Origin of the sequence: Haloarchaeobius sp. HME9146, assembly GCF_025399835.1 — an archaeon.
Taxonomy (GTDB): domain Archaea; phylum Halobacteriota; class Halobacteria; order Halobacteriales; family Natrialbaceae; genus Haloarchaeobius.
Map to the genome: position 1 here is coordinate 2,801,262 of NZ_JAODVR010000001.1, position 17,004 is coordinate 2,818,265.

The following is a 17,004-nucleotide window of genomic DNA, read 5'->3' on the forward strand; positions in this document are numbered from 1 at the left end:
GAACACGGCGGGTGTGCGACGACCCTCCGCGCGAGCGTAGTGAGGTTCGTCGCCTGTTCGCCAGACTCAGTCCAGCGACAGCCCGGCGTGCCAGCGGTCGACACCGGCTTCTGCCTTCTTCTCGTCCATCTTCGCGAGTAGCTTCGTCGCGAGCGACGCACACTCCGAGGCACGGGACTCGCCCTCGGTCCGGAACTCGCCGGTGATTCGGTTTGCGTACACCGAGCAGACCGCGCCAGCGCGCAGGCCGTAGACGTTTGCGATGGTCATGATGGCAGCGGCCTCCATCTCGATGTTCTTGACGTTGGCCTCCTTGAGGTTCTCGACCAGCTCCTCACCACCGGCAGCCTGGAAGTCCTCGAAGCCGGGTCGGCCCTGTCCGGCGTAGAAGGAGTCGGCGGACATCGTGATGCCGGTGTGATAGTCGTAGCCGAGGCGCTCGGCGGCGGCGATGAGCGCGCTCACGACCTCGAAGTCGGCGGTCGCGGGGTAGTCCTCGCGGACGTACTCCTTGCTCGTACCCTCCTGGCGGACGCCGCCGGTCGTGATGACGAGGTCGCCGACCTCCATGTCCGGCTGGATTGCGCCACAGGAGCCGACGCGGATGAACGTGTCCACGCCGACGCGAGCGAGTTCCTCGACCGCGATAGCCGCAGAGGGAGAGCCGATACCGGTCGAGGTGACCGAGATGGGTGTCCCGTCGTAGGTCCCGGTCGCAGTTCGGTACTCGCGGTGGTAGGCGCGCTCCTCGTGGTCGTCCCAGAACTCGGTTATCTTGTCGACTCGCTCGGGGTTGCCGGGGAGGAGGACCGTGTCGGCCACGTCCTCGGGGCCGACCTCGATGTGGTACTGCACGTCAGCGTTGGGGTCTTCGCTGTTGCCAGTCATGGAACCGCGTTACGCGGGCAAGAAAATAGGTCTGTCCACTCGGGTCGTTCACTCGCCGTCGCGAGCGACCATCTCGGCGGTGATGGTGTCCGGGAGGAGGGTGCCGAGTTCGTAGGCGGCGTAGCCGTCTTCCTCGTCGCACAGCACGACGAAGTCGTCGTCACAGAACTCCGCAAGGGTCTGCCGGCACATCCCACAGGGCGTCACGCCGTCGCGCTTGCCCGAGGTCACTGCAATCTTGACGAATTCGGTGTGGCCCTCTTTGATGGCCTGCGAGATGGCGACCTCCTCGGCGTGCAGGCTGTTCGAGTAGTTCGCGTTCTCGATGTTGCAGCCGGTGTAGACGGTGCCGTCGGCGGTCTCGATGGCCGCGCCAACGGTGTACTCCGAGTACGGTGCGTAGGCTCGGTCGAGCATCTCGCGAGCGGCGGCGATGAGGGCGTCGTCGTCCATAGCACCACGTACGCCGACCCGTCCCAAGTACCCACCGAGACAGGTTGTTCACGCCGACGAATCGTTCAGCACGGTGAATATCGACTCTTCCGTCCGGGGCCCGTACCGTGCAGTATGTTCCGAACGGTCATGCTCGTGTTCGGCCTGCTGGAGTTCCTGTTCCCGAAGCGGTTCACGAACTTCTGGACGCGCCTGGCGTACGACACGCCCGAAGAGTTCGAGGTCAAGCCCTGGGTCGTCAAAGCCGCCCGCATCGAAGGGCTCGTGTTCGTCCTGCTCGCGCTCAAGGCGACGATGGCGCACCGGGCAAAAACGGCGACGGAAGAAGCGTAACCGGGCTGGCGGCGGTCAGTCCTCGTTCGAGTCGTAGTGTTCGCCAGCTGCCGCGGGCGTGCGGGTCTTGCCGACCAGCACGAGCACGGCGACGACGACCACGTACGGCAGCATGAGGAAGATCTCCGTCGGGATGTCGATCTGGACCCCCTGCAGTCGAAGCTGGATCGCCTGCAGACTGGAGAACAGGTACGACGCCCCGAACGCCCCGATGGGGTTGTAGTTCCCGAACAGGTAGGCGGCGATGGCGATGAAACCACGCCCGTCGACCATCGTCTGACCTGCACCGGAGAACTGGCCGATGTTCCCGACCGACAGCGCGGTGCCGCCGATACCGGCGAAGAATCCCGAGAGCAGGACCGCCGCGTAGCGGACGCGGTGGACGTTGACGCCCACCGTGTCGAGTGCCTTCGGGTTCTCACCGCTCGCGCGGACCCAGTAGCCGAAGCTCGTCCGGTTCATGACGTACCACGACCCGGGGACCGCGATGAGCATCATGAACACCATCGGACTCGCCTCGAAGAAGATGGGCCCGATGAACGGGATGTCCGAGAGCAGCGGAATCGACCAGGTACCGACCGTCCCGACCTGCGGGGTCGAGGGGCGGTTGTAGAACACCTTGGCGGCGAAGGGGGCGAGCCCGAGCGCCACCAGCCACACCGCCAGACCGGCGATGATCTGGTCCGCCTCGAACTCGATGCAGATGATGCCGAACAGCAGTGCGAACAACACGCTGGTGAGCACACCCGCCAGGAACCCGACCCAGATGTTCGGCACGAGCACCTGGTAGCCGGGGTCGAGGTGGTAGATGGTGCCGCCCATGTCGAGGTTGATGACCGGCGGGAGGCCGGTCGAGCCACCGGCACCGAGGCGCTCGGTGACGAGGACGCTCACGAACGCGGAGACGATGAGCAGTCCCTCGAGCCCGATGTTGATGACACCGCTCTTCTCGGCGTAGATACCGCCGACGGCGGTGAGCGCGATAGGCACCGCGAGCCGGAGCGACGACTCGATGGTGCTCTGGCTGACGGCGGTCGAGACGATCTTCCCGGCCGTCGACTGTGGAGCGACGAGGCCCCAGAGTGCGAGGACGCCGATGAAGACGGCCGTCGCGTAGGCCGCCAGTCGGCGGGTTCCGAGGTCGCTCAGACGGTCACCAAGCGTCTCGGTCTCGGCTTCAGCCATCGTTCTCACCTCCGTCGGTCGCGACGGCAGCAGTGTCGTCCGTCGCCCCGAAGTCCGGGAACCGCCGGCCGATCATGCGGAAGAACTCCGGCATGGCGACGAACAGGATGATGAGTCCGGAGAGGACCGCCGTCAGTTCCGGCGGCACGTCCGTCTCGAAGTTGAGCGCGTTGCCTCCGCTCTTCAGGACGCCGAACAGCAGCGAACTGAAGACGACGCCGACCGGGTTGTTCCCCGCCAGCACGGAGACGGTGATGCCGTCGAAGCCGAGCGACGGCACCGAACTCAGGAAGCGACCCGTCGAGGTGAGCACCCAGGCTGCACCGCCGATGCCACCCAGGGCACCGGAGAGCGCCATACTGGCGACCATGGTCCGTTCGGCATCGACGCCGCCGTAGGTCGCGGCTTCCGGCTGGAGGCCGCTCGTCCGGACGTCGAACCCGAACGAGGTCCGCCAGAGCAGCACGTACACGCCGGCTGCGAGTGCGAGCGCGAAGAAGAACACCAGCAGCGAGAAGGTTCCCTCGGTGAACCCGAACGGGAGGCTCGGGAAGAACGCGTTCTGGGGAACCGACCGCGTCTGCGTGATGCCCGCGCCGGGGTCCTGGAAGAACTCCTTCGTGAGCAGGGTCGCGAGGTACAGCGCGACGAAGTTCAGCATGATGGTCGTGATGACCTCGTTCGCCTCCGCGTACGCCTTCAGCGCGCCGGGAATCGCACCCCAGATACCGCCGAAGATCGCACCCGTGAGGAGTCCGAGCGGGACGAGGACGACCGTCCCGGCGAGACCGCCAGGGACGACATCGCCGGCTGCGATGAGGACCACCGCCGAGGCGAGTGCCCCGAAGATGAGCTGGCCCTGGGTCCCGATGTTGAACATGCCGGCGCGGAACGCGACGGCGACCGAGAGGCCGGTGAACAGCAACAGCGTCGCTCGCTGGAGGAGGACCTCCATCGAGAAGTTCGTCGCCGACCAGCCCGGCTCCCACGGGAAGCCACCGATGGCTCCGATGAACAGCTTCCCGTAGACGTTGATGGGGTCGTAACACGCGGTCGCGCCGAACAGCGAGATGCTCCCGTCGAACAGGAGTATCTCGAACGCGCCGGGCAGTGGAATCGCGAGGTGGAACTGCGTGGCCTGCTGGCACGACGCCGCCAGACCGGAGAAGAACACGAGGAAGCCGCCGACCACGATGGAGAGTACCAGCGCGGCGGCACTGATGAACAGTCGTTCCGCGCCGGAGACGGCGGCGAACCGGTCGAGGATGTCTCGAAGTCGGCTCATCGTCCCTCCTCGGCCCGGACCGTCTCCAGTCCGTCTGGCTGTTCGCCGGCCATCAAGAGGCCGATGTCTTCTTCTGTCGCTTCGTCCGGGTCGACGACGTCCATGATCTCTCCTTCGTACATCACACCGAGTCTGTCGGATAGCTGGCGGACCTCGTCGAGCTTCGACGAGACCAGCAGGATGGCGCGCCCTTGCTTGCGGAGTTCGAGGATCTGCTCGTGGATGAACTCCGTCGAGCCGATGTCGACACCCCGCGTCGGGTGGGTGGCGACGACGACCCGCGGGTCGCGGGCGAACTCGCGGCCGACGATGAACTTCTGCTGGTTCCCGCCGGAGAGCGAGTGTGCTTCGGCGTCCGGGTTCGGGGGACGGACGTCGTACGTCTCGATGATGTCTTCCGCGTGGTTGCGAACCGTGTCCCAGTCGATGCGGCCGTTCTCGGCGTAGGGCGCGCTGTGTTGGCTCCCGAGCAGGCCGTTCTCGACGAGGTCGAAGTCCATCACGAGCCCGCGCTCGTGGCGGTCCTCGGGGATGTAGGCCATCCCGTCGTCGATGCGCTCACGCCGGGTCTTGTCGGTGATGTCCTCGCCTTCGACGTGGATGCGTCCTTCCGAGGGAAGTCGCAGGCCGGTGACGGCCTCGACGAGTTCCGCCTGGCCGTTGCCGTCGACGCCCGCGATGCCGAATATCTCGCCCTCGCGGACCTGGAAGGACACGTCGTTGACCACGTCGATGTTCTCGTCGTCCGTGACGGTGAGTGTCTCGACCTCGAGCCCGGTCTCCCCGGGCTCCTGGTCGGGTGCGTCCACTTCGAGGAGCACCTCTCTGCCGACCATCTTCTCGGCGAGTTCCTCCCGCGTCACGCCGTCGGCGGACATCGTCGCGATGGTCTTGCCGTCCCGGAGGACGGTGATGTCGTCGGCCGAGTGCATCGCCTCGCCGAGCTTGTGCGTGATGAAGATGACCGTCTTGCCCTGGTCGGTCAGCTCGTCGATGACGGCGAACAGGTCCTCGACCTCCTGGGGCGTCAGCACGGCCGTCGGCTCGTCGAGGATGAGCGTGTCGGCACCGCGGTACAGCGCCTTCAGGATCTCGACGCGCTGTTGCACGCCGACGCTCACGTCTTCGACGGTCGCGGTGGGGTCCACGTCGAAGCCGTATCGCTGGCTCAGCTCGCGGACCTCCTGTCTCGCCCGGTCCTTGTCGACCACGAGGTCGAAGTACTTCCGGGGTTCGTTCCCGAGGACGATGTTCTCGGTTATCGTCATCGGGTCGACCAGCATGAAGTGCTGGTGGATCATCCCGATACCGGCGTCGATGGCATCGCGCGGCGAGTCGAACGCTCGTTTCTCACCGTCGACGTAGATGTCGCCCTCGTTCGGCTCTAGCAGGCCATAGAGGACGTTCATCAGCGTCGTCTTCCCGGCCCCGTTCTCGCCGAGCAGGGCGTGCACACTGCCCTTCTCGACGGTGAGGTTGACGTTGTCGTTAGCGATAACGCCCGGGAACCGCTTCGTGATACCTTCGAGGCGAATAGCGTCAGTCATCTCTTATCCCCCCGGTCGTGGCCCATTGTGGCACCACCTATCTACGGTGTCTGTGGGACGGAGATGTCTCCGTTGATGATGTCCTCGCGGGACTGGGAGATCTTGTCCTTGATGGACTGGGGAATCTCGGAGCCGAGGGTCTGGCCGTAGACACACTCGACACCGTTGCGCTCGAGACCGAGCGTGATGACGCTGCCACCCTGGAACTCGCCGTTGACCTCGGACTCGATCGCCTCGAAGACGGCCGTGTTCACGCGCTTGACCATGCTCGCGAGGATGTACTCCTTGAAGTCCGGGTCGCTGCGGGACTGGTCGGCGTCGACGCCGATGGCGAACTTGCCCTTCTCCTTTGCGGCCTGGAACACGCCGAGACCGGTCGCACCGGAGGCGTGGTAGACGATGTCCGCACCGGAGTCGTACATCGAGGCGGCGGCTTCCTTCCCGGCCGTCGGGTCGTTGAACGAGCCGATGTAGGAGCTCTGGACGTCGATGTCGCTGTTGGCGTACTTCGCACCGGCCTCGAAGCCGGCCTGGAACTTCTCGATGAGCGGGGCCTTCACGCCACCGACGAAGCCGAGCGTCGTGGAGTCACCGCTGGTCTCGGCCTGGGCGGTGGAGAACGACTGCGAGGTGAGGAGGCCAGCGAGGTGGCCGACCTGGAACGAGCCCTCGTGCTCCTTGAACACGTAGTTCGCGACGTTGTCCGCCTCGACGACGGAGTCGACCAGCATGAAGTGCTGGTCGGAGTAGCGACTCGCGTTCTCCTTGAGCGCGTCCGTCTGGGCGAACCCGATACAGCTGATCAGGTCGTAGTTCGGGTCGGTCTCCTGGGCGAACTGGCGCTGGGCCGGCTTGAAGTCGGAGTTCGTCTCCGGCTGGGCCTCGTCGAAGGCGATGCCGAGTTCCTCTTTGGCCTGGATTGCGCCGCGCTGTGCCATGTCGTTGAACGACTTGTCGCCGAGGCCACCCGTCGCGTACACCATCCCGACGTTGGCCGCGACCTCGCCGGTGGAGGTGGACTGCTCCTCGGTCTGCGTGTCGGTCTCGTCACCGGAGGATTCTGTGGACTCTTCGGTCGGCGTACTGGTCGAGCCAGAATCGTCAGTACTGCTGATACATCCCGCAAGTGCGATGGTGCCTGCCACACCTGCACTCTTCAAAAACGTTCGTCTGTCACCCTTCATATGTCGTTGTACCATGAACGACCGTGATTTAAACCCGTCGGACCGCCCCCGGGCACGCACGCTCACGCAGGAAATATTTAGAGAATAGTAGTATGGAAGAATACTGGTGGTACGGAATCTGGGGGAGAAATATATACACTGGAATGCCATGACATTGCAAGGTAACGAACCACATACGTCGCATCTGCTATTCGTTCAGCAAAACGACAATAGGCCGGTGTTTCGGTCAGTTATTCGTCCGATTACTGGACATCAGCGACGGCCGCTTCGACGGTGTCGACCGCGGTCTCGACCAGCGAGTCGACGTCCTCGCTCTCGGCGTAGACCCGGACGTACGGTTCGGTTCCACTCGGGCGAACGAGCACCCAGGAGCCGTCGGGGCGGTCGATGCGGACGCCGTAGTCGGTGCCGACGTCGCCCTCGGGGAACGTCTCGGGGAGCGTGGTCGCCAGTCGCTCCATCGCCCCGGCTTTGGCGTCGTCCGGGCAGTCGACGCTGACCTTCCGGTACGGTCGCTCCGTGATGGGGGACCGGAGGGCGTCGAGCCCGTCGTGGTCGGCGACGAGCCGGGAGATGACCGCAGCGCTGACCACACCATCGATCCAGCCGCCGAACGCGGTGTGGATGTGCTTCCACGGTTCGGCCGCGAACACGACGCTCGTCTCCCCGTCACCGGCCTCGCGCTCACGTGCGATACCTTCGTGGAGCGCGCCGAGTCTGACCCGCTCGACGCGCCCGCCGGCGGCCTCGACCTGTTCGTCGATGCGGGCGGATGCGTTGGGCGTCGTCACCACGACCGGGTCTCCAGCGTCCGATTCCCGGGTGTAGTGCCCGGCCAGCATCGCGAGGACGGTGTCCTCGTGGACGATCTCGCCGTCGGGCGTCGCGATGACGATGCGGTCGGCGTCGCCGTCGTGGGCGATGCCGAGGTCGAAGTCACCGTCTTCGAGGAAGGCGACGAGGTCGGTCAGCGTCTCGGGCGTCGGCTTCGACTCTCGTGCCGGGAAGTGCCCGTCGACGTTCGCGTTGAGCGCGACGACGTCAGCCCCGAGCCGTTCGAGCACCTGGGGCGTCGCGAGACTCGCCATCCCGGTCCCGCAGTCCACGGCGATGCGCCGGCCTGCCAGGGGGTCCGCCGTGCGGCTGCCGAGGTCACGGGCGTACTCGACGACTGCTGCCTGGTACTGGTCGAGGACGGCTTCCCGGTGACCGTCGCCCCACTCGTCCCACGGGACGGCCGGTGTCTCACCCTCGACACGGTTCTCGAGTCGTGTCTCCGCATCCCGGTCGTACTCGACGCCATCGGCGAACATCTTGATGCCGTTGTCCGCAGGTGGGTTGTGGCTGGCGGTTATCATGACCCCGCGTCGTCCCTGTGAGGCGAACGCCAGTGCTGGGGTCGGGAGCTGCCCGACACGAGCAACGGTCGCACCCGAACTCTCCAGCCCGGCCTCCATCGCCGCGGCGAGCGCCGGTCCCGTCTCACGACCGTCTCGGCCGACCACGAACGTCTCGCCGTCGAGTCCGGCCGCGCGACCGACCGCCAGCGCCAGTTCCGGTGTCACGACATCGGCGACTGGCCCACGAATACCTGCAGTCCCGAACAGTGTCATGGCGGTGGATTCTGTGGGGCGATACGTATGTGTTGGCATCCGAGACGAGCGACAACCCTGCATTTAAGCACGAGTACGTCGAACCTCGGGGCGATGCCTCGGCTACCGCCAGTGCCGCAGGGGGACAGGGGAGCATGTACGACGTGAGCGACACGCTTCCGGTGGCGGAGCTTCGGCCCGGGACGAACGTGCTCGTCACCGGCCCGGCGATGTCCGGAAAGTACGACCTCCTCTGTGGGCTGCTGGCGGACGGCCGTCGTGCTGGTGACGCCGCACTCGTGGTGACGACACAGAACGACGCCGGGACGGTCCGCGGCCAGATCGGGATGGCAGACGCCGACACGCCGCCGCTCGGTATCGTCGACTGCGTCTCCAAAGAGCGCGGCGTCGAACCCGCCGAACACGACCTGAACCGGTTCGTCTCCTCGCCCGGCGAGTTCACCGGCATCGGGATGTCCTCCTCCCGGCTGCTCGAGGACTTCGCACGACAGGACCAGCAGACCCGCGTCGCACTGGACTCGGTCTCACAGCTCCTGATGTACGCCGACGTGAAGACGGTGTTCCGCTTCCTCCACATCCTCACCGGCCGCATCAGCGCCGCGGGTGCCATCGGCTTCGCCACGCTCGACGCCAACGCACACGACGAACAGACCGTCAACACGGTCCGGCAGCTGTTCGACGGGATGGTAGAGACACGGACCGGTGCCGAGGGAAGAGAACTCCGTATCGTCGGCTTCGGGTCGGAGCCGACGGAGTGGACCGGCTTCTAGAGTTCGACGCCGCTCGGAATCAGGCTCTGACTCCGCAGCAAGCCGCCGTCCTCGTTGTAGACGAGGAAGGTGCTCTTGTCGTACGTGACGAAGGACTCGCCTTCGAGCGACACGTTCACCGTGTACTCGCCTTCCGTCTCGGCCGACTCGCCGTAGCGGCGGGCCGCCTTGATGAACCGAAGCACGTCATCTGCGTCCTCGTTGAGTTCCAGGATGAAATCGCCCGTCACCCGGTTCGTGACGCTCACGACGCCGCGAGCCTGACCGTCCTCGTCGAGTGCCGTCTGGAGACGGAACGCCACGTCGGTCTCCTCGGCGTCGAGCGGTTCACCGTCGGTTCCTGTGAGGCGCTCCTGGAGCGTCGATACGGGACCCTCGAACTCGATGGTTACCGTCGGCTTCTCGGGGGTGCCGTCGTCGTCTTCGACCCAGTCGACGTTGCCAACCTGCAGCGTGAAGTAGTCGCGCCTCATTCCTCGGAGGCGGCTTAGCACTCACGAGGTAAGAACGTAACGCCCAGACAGGCGCATGCGTAAGAGAAGCCGCCAGTGGTCGACGCGCTTCGACAGGTTTTATCCCCGTCGGGGAGGGCCTCGAAGTATGGTCTGGATCAACTCGGAGTACACCGAGGAATTCGCCGTCCTGACGGCGTGGCTCTCGATGTTGCTCCCGTGGTCGGTCGCCTACGGCCGTGCGTCGCTGGTCGGTGACGCCGCCAAGGAGACCACCGTCGTCATCCTGCGGTTCCCGTTCTTCGGCATCAGATACGTCCTCGGCTCCGGCTTCATCGACGGCACGACGCTGAAGACCCCGCTCGGGTTCTACAACGAGACCGCCGGGACGATTCCCGAACAGGCAGCAGCCCACCTCGGCTGGACGCTGGCGGTCGGCGTCGTCGTCCTGTTGCTCGTCGTGAGCCTGCTGATGTACCTGGAGGTCGACGAGGTCATCGACAGACTGCCCGGTCGGGGTGTCTACGCTGTCGGCGTGCTCATGCTCGCCCTCGCCAGCGTCTACCTCTGGGCGGCCCTTCGGCTCAACGGCTCGCAGAACACGAAGATACTCGGTATCCAGCAGTTCGTCCCCGTCGGCCTCGTCGGGACGTTCCTCCTGCTCGTCTTCGCTGTCCTCAACCTGTTTGCACAGCGAACATAGGCCTTCTCGCGACCGAATTGGCCGCCTGATTTAAGTGACGGCCTCGCTTACGTGGCTGACAACGTACGGTCGTCCCCCCGTCGGCGGTCGCTCCCTCGCCGCCGGTCGGCCGGCAATCATGCCACACGAAGAACATAACCGGTCGAACACGCAGTCTCGTGGCGTGAGCGACCGCTCCGCGAGCCTCGCGGCGACCTCCAACGCGACCTCGCTCACCGACCGCATCAAGCGGACGCTCCAGATGCTCAGGGGGACGACCATCTCCCGCGAACCGTACTACCCCGACGAACACGGACCGCTCGTCACCTTCGACGGCCTCGACGGCTACGAGGAACACGACCGGTACTGGGTGAACGCACCCTACGCGTTCGTCTCCATCAACCACGACCCGGACGCGAACGAACACCTCTACCACGTCGTCGAGCCGGAGCTCGATGACTACGAACACGCCCTGCTGGAGACGCTCTTCGAGGACATCCGCGACCCCCTGGTGTACCGGCGGGACCTCGACGACATGGACAGCGAGCAGGTGCTCGACGACGCCCTGCTCGAACACCTCGAACGCTACGGCGCAGACGTGGACATGCGAACGTATCACAAACTCCTCTACTACCTCTGGCGGGCGTTCCGGGGCTACGGCAAGCTCGACCCGGTGATGCACGACCCCCACGTCGAGGACATCTCGTGTGACGGGTACGACCTCCCGCTGTTCGTCTACCACGACGACTACACCGACATCGAGACGAACGTCTCGTTCGCTTCGGAGGAGCTGGACAACTTCGTCGTCCGCCTCGCCCAGCACTCGGGCCGACACATCTCCATCGGCGACCCGATGGTCGAGACCACGCTGCCGGACGGTTCGCGTGCCGAACTCGCCCTCGGGGAGGAGGTCACGCCCCGCGGGTCGGCGTTCACCATCCGGAAGTACGCCGAGGAGCCGTTCACGCCCATCGACCTGCTGGACTACGGGACGTTCAACATCGACCAGATGGCGTTCCTCTGGCTCGCCATCGAGAACAACAAGTCGCTCATCTTCGCCGGCGGGACGGCATCGGGGAAGACCACCTCGATGAACGCCATCTCGATGTTCATCCCGCCGCGCTCGAAGGTGCTGACCATCGAGGACACCCGCGAACTCACGCTGTACCACGACAACTGGCTCTCCTCGGTGACCCGGGAACGCCTCCACGAAGGGACCGACGTGACGATGTACGACCTCCTGCGCTCGGCACTGCGCCACCGCCCGGAGTACATCATCGTCGGCGAGGTCCGTGGTGAGGAGGCCATCACGCTGTTCCAGGCGATGAACACCGGTCACACGACCTACTCGACGATGCACGCCGACTCGGTCCGGACGGTCATCAACCGCCTCGAGAACGAACCCATCAACGTCCCCCGGTCGATGGTCCAGAGCCTCGACGTGCTCTGCGTGCAGACGCTGACCCGGCTCGACGGCGAGCGCGTCCGCCGGAACAAGACCATCGCCGAGATAGAGGGCATCGACCAGCGGACCGGCGAACTCGACTACTCCACCGCGTTCACCTGGAACGCCAACGACGATACCTTCACCTCCTCGGGCTCGGAGATACTCGACGAGATTCGTGACGAACGCGGCTGGAGCCAACAGCAGATGCTGACCGAACTCCGGAACCGCCGCCGGTTCCTGGAGTACCTCTGGGAGAAGGAGATCACGGACTACCGCCGGTTCACGGCGATGATCAACGAGTACTACGCCGACCCCGACCGCGCGATGGCCCAGATCGAACCGAGCGACGAGGACATCGAGATGACGACCCCCGAGGCCGAGACCGACTGAGATGTCCTGGGCGAACTACGTCCCGCTGGTCATCGCCCTCGTCATCGCACTACCGGTGGTGCTCTCGCCCGTCAGCGTGCACGCCGACCGTATCGTCACCCGGTTCTCGCTCGTCATCTTCGGGAAGTACATCAGCCAGCGCGGCCGCAAACGGACCCGGCGCAAACAGCTCCTCCGGGCCGCACACATCCCGACGACGTATCGAACCTACGCCTCGAAGACCGCCCTCTACACCGGCGTCGCGGCACTCGTCGGCTCCATCCTCGGGATGTACTTCATCTGGCTCGGACTCATCATCCTCGCCGTAGACGAGGAGACCATCCGGGCGGTGTTTCCCTCGGATCTGCACTTCCTGACGAACTTCGTCGGCCTGCCGTCCATCTCGGTGTTCGAGTTGTTCGCGCTCATGGCCGTCACCAGCCTCACCCTCGGTGTCTCGTTCGCGGGGATGACCTACTGGTACCGCTGGTGGTACCCCGACTACCGCGGCGACGAACGCGAGCGCCGCATCGAGGCGTCGCTCCCGCGGACCATCGCGTTCATCTACGCCCTCTCGCGGTCGGGGATGGAGTTCCCGAAGGTCATGCGCATCCTCGCGGAGAACCAGCACATCTACGGCGAATCCGCCGAGGAGATCCACGTCGCGGTCCGGAACATGGACATGTTCGGCCAGGACATGATCACCGCTATCCACACGATGGCGCGACGGTCGCCGAGTTCGCAGTTCAAGGAGTTCGCGGAGAACCTGGCCAGCGTGCTCCAGTCCGGGCGCTCGCTCTCGGAGTTCCTCCACCAGCAGTACCGCGACTTCCAGGAGGAGGCCGAGTCCCAGCAGGAGAAACTGCTCGACCTGCTCGCCACGCTGGCGGAGGCGTACGTCACCGTCCTCGTCGCCGGGCCGCTCTTTCTCATCACCATCCTGGTCGTCCTCGGCATCGCCGTGGGTGACACGCTGGACCCGCTTCGCGTGTTCGTCTACGTCATCCTCCCCTGTGCGAACTTCATCTTCATCCTCTACCTGCTCTCGGCGACGGATACCATCGCCACCAGCCGCGGGTACGAGGACGTCGAGGCACCGGTGGACGGGCTCGCCGGGGTTCGCCGGAGCGACTCGGCCCAGACCGACGGTGGGTACGATTCCGACGGGAACGCCGCCCGGCTGGCCGCGTATCGCCGGCTCCGGTCGCTTCGGTCCATCCTCGGGAACCCGTTTCGGACGGTCGTCGAGAAACCCCTCTCGTTGCTCTGGGTGACGGTCCCCCTCGCCGCACTCCTCGTGCTCTTTCGCCTGCCGGGCGTCGTCGATGCCGGCGGGCTGAACATCCGGGAGTTCGACGACCTCCTCATCCAGGCGGCCCTGTTCGTCATCGGCACGTTCGCCATCGCGTTCGAGGTGCATCGTCGCCGGGCGGAGGCCATCGAGGCCGCGGTCCCCGACCTGCTCGACCGGCTCGCCAGCGTGAACGAGGCCGGGATGACCGTCGTGGAGTCCATCGACCGCGTGCGCCGGTCCGAGCTCGGCGCGCTCGACAGTGAGATGGACCGCGTCTGGGCAGACATCAGGTGGGGTGCGGATATCGAGACCGCCCTGAAGCGCTTCGAGGCGCGGATGCGAACCAAGATCATCTCGCGCGTGGTCGCCATCACGACGAAGGCGATGAACGCCAGCGGGGACCTCGCGACGGTCCTGCGCATCGCGGCGAAGCAGGCGAAGGCCGACCGCCGGCTCAAGCGCGCCCGCCGCCAGGAGATGGTGACCTACATGGTCGTCGTCTACCTCGCGTTCTTCGTCTTCCTGTTCATCGTGGTCGTCCTCTCCATCGTCCTCATCCCGAGCCTGCCCGATGGTGGGACCAGTGCCGCGCTCAATACGACGAGCGGCGGGGCACCCGGCACCGGCCCGCAGAACGTCCCGGCGGTCGGCGGCGTTGGCCAGACCGGCAGCATCGACAAGGACGAGTACATCCTCGTGTTCTTCCACACGACCGTCATCCAGGGGCTGCTCTCCGGGCTGGTCGCCGGCCAGCTCTCCTCGGGCGATATCCGGACCGGCGCGAAGCACGCCGCCATCCTCATCGCGCTGGCGTACGCGACCTTCATCGTGCTCATCCCCGGTCCCTGAACCGAATCCAAACCCTCAGGGTCGTCGCCCGTCACACCTCCGCCATGGACCGCTCCCCGTCGACCACCCGCGAGACCTACGACCGCATCGCGGCCCACTTCGCGAAGACCCGGGAGTACGCCTGGCCGGAGGTCGAATCCTTCGTCGACGACGCGCCGACCGGCGGCCGGGGGCTCGACCTCGGCTGTGGCAACTGCCGCCACGCCGAACTGCTCGCCGCCCACTGCGACAGCGTCGTCGGTCTCGACCTCTCCCGTGGGTTGCTGGAGACCGGCCGCGAGCGCGCCACCGACCACGGGTTCGCGGTCGACCTCGTGCAGGGCGATGCGTCCTCGCTCCCGCTCCAGGACGGCTCGGTCGACCTCGCGGTGTACGTCGCGACCCTGCACCACCTGCCCACCCGCGAGGCCCGCCGCGCGAGCCTCGACGAACTCGCCCGCATCCTCTCACCCGACGGCCTCGCGCTCGTCTCGGCGTGGTCGACCGCCCACGACAGCTTCGACCGGGACGAGCCCTTCGACACCGAGGTCGACTGGACGCTCCCCGGCGGCGTCACCGTGCCCCGGTTCTACCACATCTACTCGCCCCCGGAGTTCGACGCCGACCTCGCCGCCAGTGACCTGCGTATCCAGGCCAGTGAGGTCTCCTCCGGCAACTGCTACGCGACCGTGACCGGTTCGAAACAGTAAAGACCATAAGGCGTCACCGAGAAACGACAGGTGCGCACACCCGTTGGTGTGGGACTCGCGTGCCGCGGTGGGCCCTCGCGCACGGCTCGCCGTGGCGACCGCAGCGACGCGCCCTGCGTCGCAGGTTCGTGCCCCGCGCACGAGCCGCTGCGGGTATTTCGGTACCGAACACTACGACAGGTAGTGGCGTCCCCGTCGATGCAATTCCGAAGTGTTTTGTGTCCCTCGGGGCGAACCAGTGAATGCAATCGCAGCACGCGGCTGTGATAGACCGCGCACCGGTGGTCTAATGGCAAGACTTTGGCCTTCCAAGCCAACGATCCGGGTTCAATTCCCGGCCGGTGCATCCCTTCGTTCGCATCCCTCGATTCTCCTGTCCCGCTGCTGTCACAGTCGAGCAGTTCTCTGATAGCTCTGTTCGGAAGACGTTCCATGCTATCATGGAACATACTCTCACCCCCTGGGACCGTTACCTTCCACATGGGGGACTCGTCCAGAGCGGTCTCGAAGCGGAATCTTCTCGCAGGTGTCGGTCTCGGCGTCATTGGTGGCCTCACCGGATACGGCACCACCATCGGACGAGCCCTGGAGGCCTCGGAAGCGACGCGACGAGAAACGGATGCTGGGGTGGCGAAGCTCACGAGCGGGGAGCCGACGTTCCCACCCATGCCGCATCTGCCGTTCGTGACCATCGACCTCACGTGTACCGACCTCACCGTCACGGTCGAGCCGCGAGCGACGTCGTTCTATCTGCGAACGCGCCACCGTGACGACGAGACCGCCTACGCCTTCAACCGAGTGCACGGCCCGTACGAGGGCACTGTCACGGACTCGTTCGAGAACCTGCACCAGATAATCATCGACGTCGAGGTGTTCTGGCGAGGAACCATCCTGGCCTGGAAGGTCCGCCCATCCCGGTGTGACCGTGGGCCGGCCGCCGAACCCGGGACGCTGACGGGACCGATAGAGGTGGGGCCGGGGACGCTCCCGCGCATCAGGCCGCCGGATACCGCGGCTTCGTGGCCACCGGGACGGAACGGTCTCGAGAACCCAACTCGGACGGGATACATGGAAGTTGATAGATTGGTCGGGTGACAGCTGGCAGGAACCGTTAAGAGTGCTCACGGGCACTCTGCTGTAGAAGACATGAGTCAGGTGACGGTTCGTATCCTCCACGTGGACGACGACCCCTCGTTCACGGAGCTGGTCGGGACGGTGCTCGAACGGACCGACAGCCGACTCACCGTCGAGTCCGTCACGTCACCAGCGAAGGCGCTGGCGATGCTAGACGAGGAGTGTCCGGACTGCATCGTCAGCGATTACGACATGCCGAGGATGAACGGACTGGAACTGCTGCGGGAGGTTCGAGAACGGGAAGCAGAGATGCCGTTCGTGCTGTTCACCGGCAAAGGGTCCGAGGAAGTCGCGAGCGAGGCTATCTCCGCGGGCGTCTCGGACTACCTCCAGAAGTCGGGTGGGCTGGAGAAGTACGAGATTCTCGCGAACCGGGTACGGAACCTCGCCGAAAAGTACCACGCCGAGCGGCGCAACCAGCAGTTCCTCGACGCCATCGAGTCCATCGGCCAGGGCGTGAGCCTGCTGAACCAGGCGGGCGAGTTCATCTTCGTCAACGACGCCTACGCGAGGTGCTTCGGCTACGAGGCCGACGAACTCGTCGGCGAACACTGGTCGCTCCTGTACGAGACCGACGAGGACATCGAGCACATGGCGGGCGTGGTCACCTCCATCCCGGACAACGGCTACTGGACGGGACAGACCCGACAGATTCGCAAGGACGAGAGTCGCGTCCTGTTGAACCACCAGCTCGCGTTCGCCCGCGACCAGACGATGATCTGCACCGTCGGCGAGCCACAGGAGGCGAACGGGTCCGAGCCGATCGTCGTCGACGGGCAGGTGTTCGAGGAAGACCAGGTGCACCAGCCCCTGGACTGAGCACGCAGCTT

Annotated in this window: 16 protein-coding genes and 1 tRNA gene; 9 read left to right on the top strand and 8 right to left on the bottom strand. The window is 65.5% G+C overall.

The window, feature by feature from the left end; genetic code table 11:
• Positions 1-66 precede the first annotated feature (66 nt).
• A complete protein-coding gene (locus tag N6C22_RS14455) occupies positions 67-888 on the bottom strand; it encodes a nucleoside phosphorylase (RefSeq protein WP_261651826.1) in 822 nt (273 codons plus the stop codon).
• Between the two features lie 48 nt (positions 889-936).
• The gene (gene cdd, locus N6C22_RS14460; protein WP_261651827.1) at positions 937-1,341 is read right to left on the bottom strand and encodes a cytidine deaminase; all 405 of its coding nucleotides are present in this window, start codon (positions 1,339-1,341) and stop codon (positions 937-939) included.
• 114 nt (positions 1,342-1,455) lie between these two features.
• On the opposite strand from cdd, the gene N6C22_RS14465 reads away from it, so the two are divergent.
• Positions 1,456-1,674 (top strand): hypothetical protein, encoded by a 219-nt coding sequence (locus tag N6C22_RS14465; protein ID WP_261651828.1) that lies wholly within the window; start codon positions 1,456-1,458, stop codon positions 1,672-1,674.
• A gap of 15 nt (positions 1,675-1,689) precedes the next feature.
• Here N6C22_RS14465 and N6C22_RS14470 read toward each other — a convergent pair whose 3' ends face one another.
• The 5 genes from N6C22_RS14470 to N6C22_RS14490 form a co-directional block, all read right to left on the bottom strand.
• Positions 1,690-2,859, bottom strand: a complete 1,170-nt coding sequence (locus N6C22_RS14470) for an ABC transporter permease (RefSeq protein WP_261651829.1) — start codon at positions 2,857-2,859, stop codon at positions 1,690-1,692.
• Positions 2,852-4,144, bottom strand: coding sequence for an ABC transporter permease (locus N6C22_RS14475; RefSeq protein WP_261651830.1), 1,293 nt, complete (start codon positions 4,142-4,144; stop codon positions 2,852-2,854). Before N6C22_RS14475 ends, N6C22_RS14470 begins: the two co-directional genes overlap by 8 nt.
• Positions 4,141-5,691, bottom strand: a complete 1,551-nt coding sequence (locus N6C22_RS14480; protein WP_261651831.1) for an ABC transporter ATP-binding protein — start codon at positions 5,689-5,691, stop codon at positions 4,141-4,143. The genes N6C22_RS14475 and N6C22_RS14480 overlap by 4 nt, the downstream gene beginning before the upstream one ends.
• 41 nt (positions 5,692-5,732) lie before the next feature.
• Complete coding sequence (locus tag N6C22_RS14485; protein ID WP_261651832.1) at positions 5,733-6,875, bottom strand: BMP family protein; 1,143 nt, start codon at positions 6,873-6,875, stop codon at positions 5,733-5,735.
• 242 nt (positions 6,876-7,117) lie between these two features.
• Positions 7,118-8,488: a phosphomannomutase gene (locus N6C22_RS14490; protein WP_261651833.1), complete on the bottom strand. Its 1,371-nt coding sequence runs from the start codon at positions 8,486-8,488 to the stop codon at positions 7,118-7,120.
• A 134-nt stretch (positions 8,489-8,622) separates the two neighbouring features.
• On the opposite strand from N6C22_RS14490, the gene N6C22_RS14495 reads away from it, so the two are divergent.
• Positions 8,623-9,258: a recombinase RecA gene (locus tag N6C22_RS14495; protein WP_261651834.1), complete on the top strand. Its 636-nt coding sequence runs from the start codon at positions 8,623-8,625 to the stop codon at positions 9,256-9,258.
• Here the strand turns inward: N6C22_RS14495 and N6C22_RS14500 are convergent.
• Positions 9,255-9,731, bottom strand: a complete 477-nt coding sequence (locus N6C22_RS14500; RefSeq protein WP_261651835.1) for a DUF5793 family protein — start codon at positions 9,729-9,731, stop codon at positions 9,255-9,257. The genes N6C22_RS14495 and N6C22_RS14500 overlap by 4 nt on opposite strands.
• A 127-nt stretch (positions 9,732-9,858) precedes the next feature.
• Between N6C22_RS14500 and N6C22_RS14505 the strand changes: the two genes are divergently transcribed.
• From N6C22_RS14505 to N6C22_RS14535, 7 genes are all read left to right on the top strand, one after another.
• Entirely contained in the window at positions 9,859-10,413 is a 555-nt protein-coding gene (locus tag N6C22_RS14505) for a hypothetical protein (protein ID WP_261651836.1), read from the top strand.
• Positions 10,414-10,576: 163 nt separating this feature from the next.
• Positions 10,577-12,229, top strand: a complete 1,653-nt coding sequence (locus N6C22_RS14510; RefSeq protein WP_261651837.1) for a type II/IV secretion system ATPase subunit — start codon at positions 10,577-10,579, stop codon at positions 12,227-12,229.
• A gap of 1 nt (position 12,230) precedes the next feature.
• On the top strand, positions 12,231-14,351 hold the full coding sequence (locus tag N6C22_RS14515; RefSeq protein ID WP_261651838.1) for a type II secretion system F family protein: 2,121 nt from the start codon (positions 12,231-12,233) through the stop codon (positions 14,349-14,351).
• 44 nt (positions 14,352-14,395) lie between these two features.
• Positions 14,396-15,040, top strand: coding sequence for a class I SAM-dependent methyltransferase (locus tag N6C22_RS14520; protein WP_261651839.1), 645 nt, complete (start codon positions 14,396-14,398; stop codon positions 15,038-15,040).
• Between the two features lie 275 nt (positions 15,041-15,315).
• Positions 15,316-15,386: transfer RNA gene (locus N6C22_RS14525), tRNA-Gly, on the top strand.
• A gap of 134 nt (positions 15,387-15,520) precedes the next feature.
• The gene (locus N6C22_RS14530; RefSeq protein ID WP_261651840.1) at positions 15,521-16,135 is read left to right on the top strand and encodes a hypothetical protein; all 615 of its coding nucleotides are present in this window, start codon (positions 15,521-15,523) and stop codon (positions 16,133-16,135) included.
• A 51-nt stretch (positions 16,136-16,186) separates the two neighbouring features.
• On the top strand, positions 16,187-16,993 hold the full coding sequence (locus tag N6C22_RS14535; RefSeq protein WP_261651841.1) for a response regulator: 807 nt from the start codon (positions 16,187-16,189) through the stop codon (positions 16,991-16,993).
• The last annotated feature ends 11 nt before the right edge of the window (positions 16,994-17,004 follow it).

Excerpts from the sequence above, each read along its gene's own strand:
- N6C22_RS14455 (WP_261651826.1), bottom strand. The coding sequence starts at position 888 with ATGACTGGCAACAGCGAAGACCCCAACGCTGACGTGCAGTACCACATC.
- cdd (WP_261651827.1), bottom strand. The coding sequence starts at position 1,341 with ATGGACGACGACGCCCTCATCGCCGCCGCTCGCGAGATGCTCGACCGA.
- N6C22_RS14465 (WP_261651828.1), top strand. The coding sequence starts at position 1,456 with ATGTTCCGAACGGTCATGCTCGTGTTCGGCCTGCTGGAGTTCCTGTTC.
- N6C22_RS14470 (WP_261651829.1), bottom strand. The coding sequence starts at position 2,859 with ATGGCTGAAGCCGAGACCGAGACGCTTGGTGACCGTCTGAGCGACCTC.
- N6C22_RS14475 (WP_261651830.1), bottom strand. The coding sequence starts at position 4,144 with ATGAGCCGACTTCGAGACATCCTCGACCGGTTCGCCGCCGTCTCCGGC.
- N6C22_RS14480 (WP_261651831.1), bottom strand. The coding sequence starts at position 5,691 with ATGACTGACGCTATTCGCCTCGAAGGTATCACGAAGCGGTTCCCGGGC.
- N6C22_RS14485 (WP_261651832.1), bottom strand. The coding sequence starts at position 6,875 with ATGAAGGGTGACAGACGAACGTTTTTGAAGAGTGCAGGTGTGGCAGGC.
- N6C22_RS14490 (WP_261651833.1), bottom strand. The coding sequence starts at position 8,488 with ATGACACTGTTCGGGACTGCAGGTATTCGTGGGCCAGTCGCCGATGTC.
- N6C22_RS14495 (WP_261651834.1), top strand. The coding sequence starts at position 8,623 with ATGTACGACGTGAGCGACACGCTTCCGGTGGCGGAGCTTCGGCCCGGG.
- N6C22_RS14500 (WP_261651835.1), bottom strand. The coding sequence starts at position 9,731 with ATGAGGCGCGACTACTTCACGCTGCAGGTTGGCAACGTCGACTGGGTC.
- N6C22_RS14505 (WP_261651836.1), top strand. The coding sequence starts at position 9,859 with ATGGTCTGGATCAACTCGGAGTACACCGAGGAATTCGCCGTCCTGACG.
- N6C22_RS14515 (WP_261651838.1), top strand. The coding sequence starts at position 12,231 with ATGTCCTGGGCGAACTACGTCCCGCTGGTCATCGCCCTCGTCATCGCA.
- N6C22_RS14520 (WP_261651839.1), top strand. The coding sequence starts at position 14,396 with ATGGACCGCTCCCCGTCGACCACCCGCGAGACCTACGACCGCATCGCG.
- N6C22_RS14530 (WP_261651840.1), top strand. The coding sequence starts at position 15,521 with ATGGGGGACTCGTCCAGAGCGGTCTCGAAGCGGAATCTTCTCGCAGGT.
- N6C22_RS14535 (WP_261651841.1), top strand. The coding sequence starts at position 16,187 with ATGAGTCAGGTGACGGTTCGTATCCTCCACGTGGACGACGACCCCTCG.